The 3,338-nt window shown below is 50.4% G+C and carries 3 protein-coding genes; all 3 read left to right on the top strand.

The features are described 5' to 3' along the window. Positions 1-289: 289 nt before the first annotated feature. Genes HWQ67_RS14935 through HWQ67_RS14925 form a run of 3 tightly spaced genes read left to right on the top strand, consistent with a single transcriptional unit; the run spans position 290 to position 3,107 of the window. The gene (locus HWQ67_RS14935; RefSeq protein WP_218253489.1) at positions 290-1,165 is read left to right on the top strand and encodes a hypothetical protein; all 876 of its coding nucleotides are present in this window, start codon (positions 290-292) and stop codon (positions 1,163-1,165) included. 50 nt (positions 1,166-1,215) lie between these two features. Then, positions 1,216-2,169 carry an ABC transporter ATP-binding protein gene (locus tag HWQ67_RS14930; RefSeq protein WP_218253488.1) on the top strand — a complete coding sequence of 318 codons (954 nt, stop codon included), beginning with the start codon at positions 1,216-1,218 and terminating at the stop codon, positions 2,167-2,169. After that, a complete protein-coding gene (locus HWQ67_RS14925; RefSeq protein WP_218253487.1) occupies positions 2,157-3,107 on the top strand; it encodes an ABC transporter ATP-binding protein in 951 nt (316 codons plus the stop codon). The genes HWQ67_RS14930 and HWQ67_RS14925 overlap by 13 nt, the downstream gene beginning before the upstream one ends. Positions 3,108-3,338 lie beyond the last annotated feature (231 nt).

Genomic DNA, 3,338 nt, shown 5'->3' with positions numbered 1-3,338 from the left:
TTTTTGAAAATGGATTCCCGTTTTCACGGGAATGACAAGAAATGGTATTTTGCGCCCATCTGTGTCATTCCTGCGTAAGCAGGAATCCAGAAAGTGCGAAACCATAGGACCTCATGTCTTTATCCTGTAAATCCTTTAATCTGTGTAATCCTAGTTCAGACAATCCCTGATGGTTACTTGAATGTGACATTGTCAAATTAGGGGATTAATTTTAATGGCAGATTTCGATCTCGTCAGGGCAATCAAATGCACCCAATTTTATCCCTATCTATAGTATAATAGAGGCAGGATGGATACGCCGACAGGCCATTACGACAAGATCATCAAGGAGTTGCTCAGGGATATAGAGCGGCCTCTGCTGGAGAAGGTGTTGGGCATTAAGGCCGATGATATCAGCAGTCTCAATGTCGTGACGCAGTTGACCGATGAGCGTGAGACTGATTTCGTCGCCGGGATAAATGAGGATGGCAGGATGGCCTTCATTGTACACGCAGAGTTCCAGAGCACCAATGACTCTAAGATGCCTAAACGAATGCTGCGATACTTTGTTCACATCTACTCGGTGTATGAGGTAGTGGTCAAGCAGTACGTTATTTTCATTGGCAAGGATAAGATGAAGATGGAGAGTGAGTTGAACTTGCCCGATATATGCTACCGTTATAATTTGATAGATATCCGCAATACGCCATGTGAACGGTTTCTTTACTCCGGAGTGCCTCCTGAGATAGTTTTCTCCGTATTGTGCGACAAGGGCAACCGTGACGATCGCTCATTTGCAAGGGACATATTAACCGAATTGATTAAAAGCACCACAGGAGAACTAAACCTGTCGATGTATATGAAGGAGCTGGAGGTCTTTTCAAAATTGAGAGACTTGCAAGAAATTATGATAGAGGAGGAGAAAAACATGTCAATCGTATACGACTTTAAAACGGACATAAGGTTTATGCAGGGCCGTGCGGAAGGCCATGAGGAAGGTCAGATAAAAGGCCAGATAAAGGGTATGCAAAGCTCTATTGAGATATTGCTGAAGATAAAATTCGGCACCAAAGGTCTATCCCTTTTGGATAAAGTAAGGCAGTGCGAGGATGAATCACGGCTATCTGCAATCACTGAGGCCTTGATACGGGCGGATGACTTTAGCGCAATAGAAGGGTTGATCTAATGGTGTGGGGACCCTTGCCTTTAGTTTAGATTCCAGGTATAGTTATAGATATGGAAGTCCTCAAGGTCGAGGGATTAAGCATATATTTCAAGAACAAGTCTCAACCTTCAATAAGGGTTGTAAGTGCAGTTGACTTCGGGGTTGATGCCTCCGAGGTATTTGGCATTGTTGGTGAGAGCGGTTGTGGAAAGAGCATCACGGCCTACGCTATAATGTCAATACTGCCCGATGGTGCCTTCTATGAGGGAGACATCCGATTTCAGGGCAAGGGCATGTCTGAGTTGACCGCAGAGGGGCGCAGACAGCTCAGGGGCAACAGGATATCCATGGTCTTTCAGGAACCCATGACCTCCCTCAACCCCGTGCTCACGATAGGCTACCAGATAGCAGAGGTATTAATGACCCACAAGGGCATCTCACGCAAGGAAGCCACAAACAGGGCAGTAGCGCTCCTAGATGCGGTAAGGATTCCCTCTGCCAGGACCAGGGTCAACGACTACCCGCATCAGCTATCCGGGGGGATGAGGCAGCGGGTGATGATAGCGATGGCGGTGGCCTGCGACCCCGCACTGATCATCGCAGATGAGCCGACTACGGCCCTGGACGTTACCATCCAGGCGCAAATTCTGCACCTCCTGCACGGCATCAAAGAGGAAAAGAACATGTCCATGCTCCTGATAACCCACGACCTGGGGATCATCGCCGAGCACACAAGCAAGGTGATGGTCATGTATGCCGGTCGTGTCATGGAGCTGTCATCGACGCAGGAGCTGTTTAAGGCCCCCATGCACCCATACACGCTGGGCCTGATGAATTCACTTCCCCGCGGGCGAGGCGTGACGCTGCAACCAATCCCGGGATTTGTCCCCAGACCGGATAATCTCCCTGATGGTTGTAAGTTCTCAGACCGTTGTGCGCACGTCACGGGGCAGTGCAGGGAAGCCGAACCGCCTTTGAGAGAGCTTGCCCCCGGGCACATGGTCAGGTGCATATGGAGCTGCTAAGGGTCAGCGGCGTTGTAAAGCGCTACAGCAGCGCCTTGGGACTCTTTAAGCAGAAATCGGTGGTCACGGCCGTCGATGGTGTAAGTTTCAGTGTGGATGCCAACAACGTCTTTGCCCTGGTTGGTGAGAGCGGCTGTGGAAAGTCCACCGTGGCACGAATGATTGTCCGGTTGACCGAGCCTGATGCCGGTGAGGTGCTGTTTAAAGGGGTTGATATCTTTGGTCTGAGGGCGGATGCGCTTAGGGCCTACAGGCGTTCGGTGCAGATAATCTTTCAGGACCCGTTTGCATCGTTAAATCCACGGATGTCGATCTTTGCCACCCTGTCCGAGCCACTACGCATCCACAGGATTGTGCCCAAATCGCAGTACAGGGAAAAGGTGGCCGACCTCTTGCACACGGTTGGCCTGACGCCGGATGTGATGAATCGTTATCCGCACGAATTCAGCGGCGGACAGAGGCAGCGCATCTGCATTGCCAGGGCATTGACTCTATCGCCGGAGCTGGTTGTTGCCGACGAGCCGCTTTCTTCGCTGGACGTCTCCATACAGGCACAGATATTGAACCTCATGCTTGAGCTAAAGCAGCGGATAGGGCTGTCGTATCTGTTTATCAGTCACGACCTGCACGTCGTGCAGTACTTCAGCGACGACACCGGGGTCATGTACCTGGGCCGTATCGTCGAGCAGGGGGCAACGGAGGCGGTCTTTACGCAACCGCTTCATCCCTACACGCAGATGCTCATAGACTCCGTCCCGCAGATCAACCCCAAGGACAGAGTTCTTCGGGACAACGTCATAGCAGAGGAGGCATCACCCTCAGGATGTTGTTTCTATCCCCGCTGTCCGCGCCGCTTTGAGCCATGCAACAGGAAATCACCATCGCTACAACCCTACAGCGGCAGACTCGTGGCATGTCATCTGTATTGTAAAGAATAATGGTAATAGTTCACCCCCCTAAGAAGAAGGAAAGAAAGGGGCGGCTCCGCTTCTTTGTCGCTCCAGGAGGGGGTCGCTGACCCCTTGACCCCTTCTTACCTTGTTGACATTGAGTTGATTATTTTGACAATGTCATATTACAAACTCTGCAATTAAAAGATGTCTGAACCACGATTTAACGGATTAAGAGATTATCAGGATTTGTGTTAAAGAAGACCTCATGTCTTTATC

The organism is Candidatus Magnetobacterium casense, from assembly GCF_019173545.1.
Classification (GTDB): domain Bacteria; phylum Nitrospirota; class Thermodesulfovibrionia; order Thermodesulfovibrionales; family Magnetobacteriaceae; genus Magnetobacterium; species Magnetobacterium cryptolimnobacter.
This window is presented reverse-complemented; position numbering and strand designations above follow the sequence as displayed.

Bases quoted from the DNA above. Each gene is read 5' to 3' on its own strand.
- HWQ67_RS14935 (WP_218253489.1), top strand. From the start codon at position 290: ATGGATACGCCGACAGGCCATTACGACAAGATCATCAAGGAGTTGCTC.
- HWQ67_RS14930 (WP_218253488.1), top strand. From the start codon at position 1,216: ATGGAAGTCCTCAAGGTCGAGGGATTAAGCATATATTTCAAGAACAAG.
- HWQ67_RS14925 (WP_218253487.1), top strand. From the start codon at position 2,157: ATGGAGCTGCTAAGGGTCAGCGGCGTTGTAAAGCGCTACAGCAGCGCC.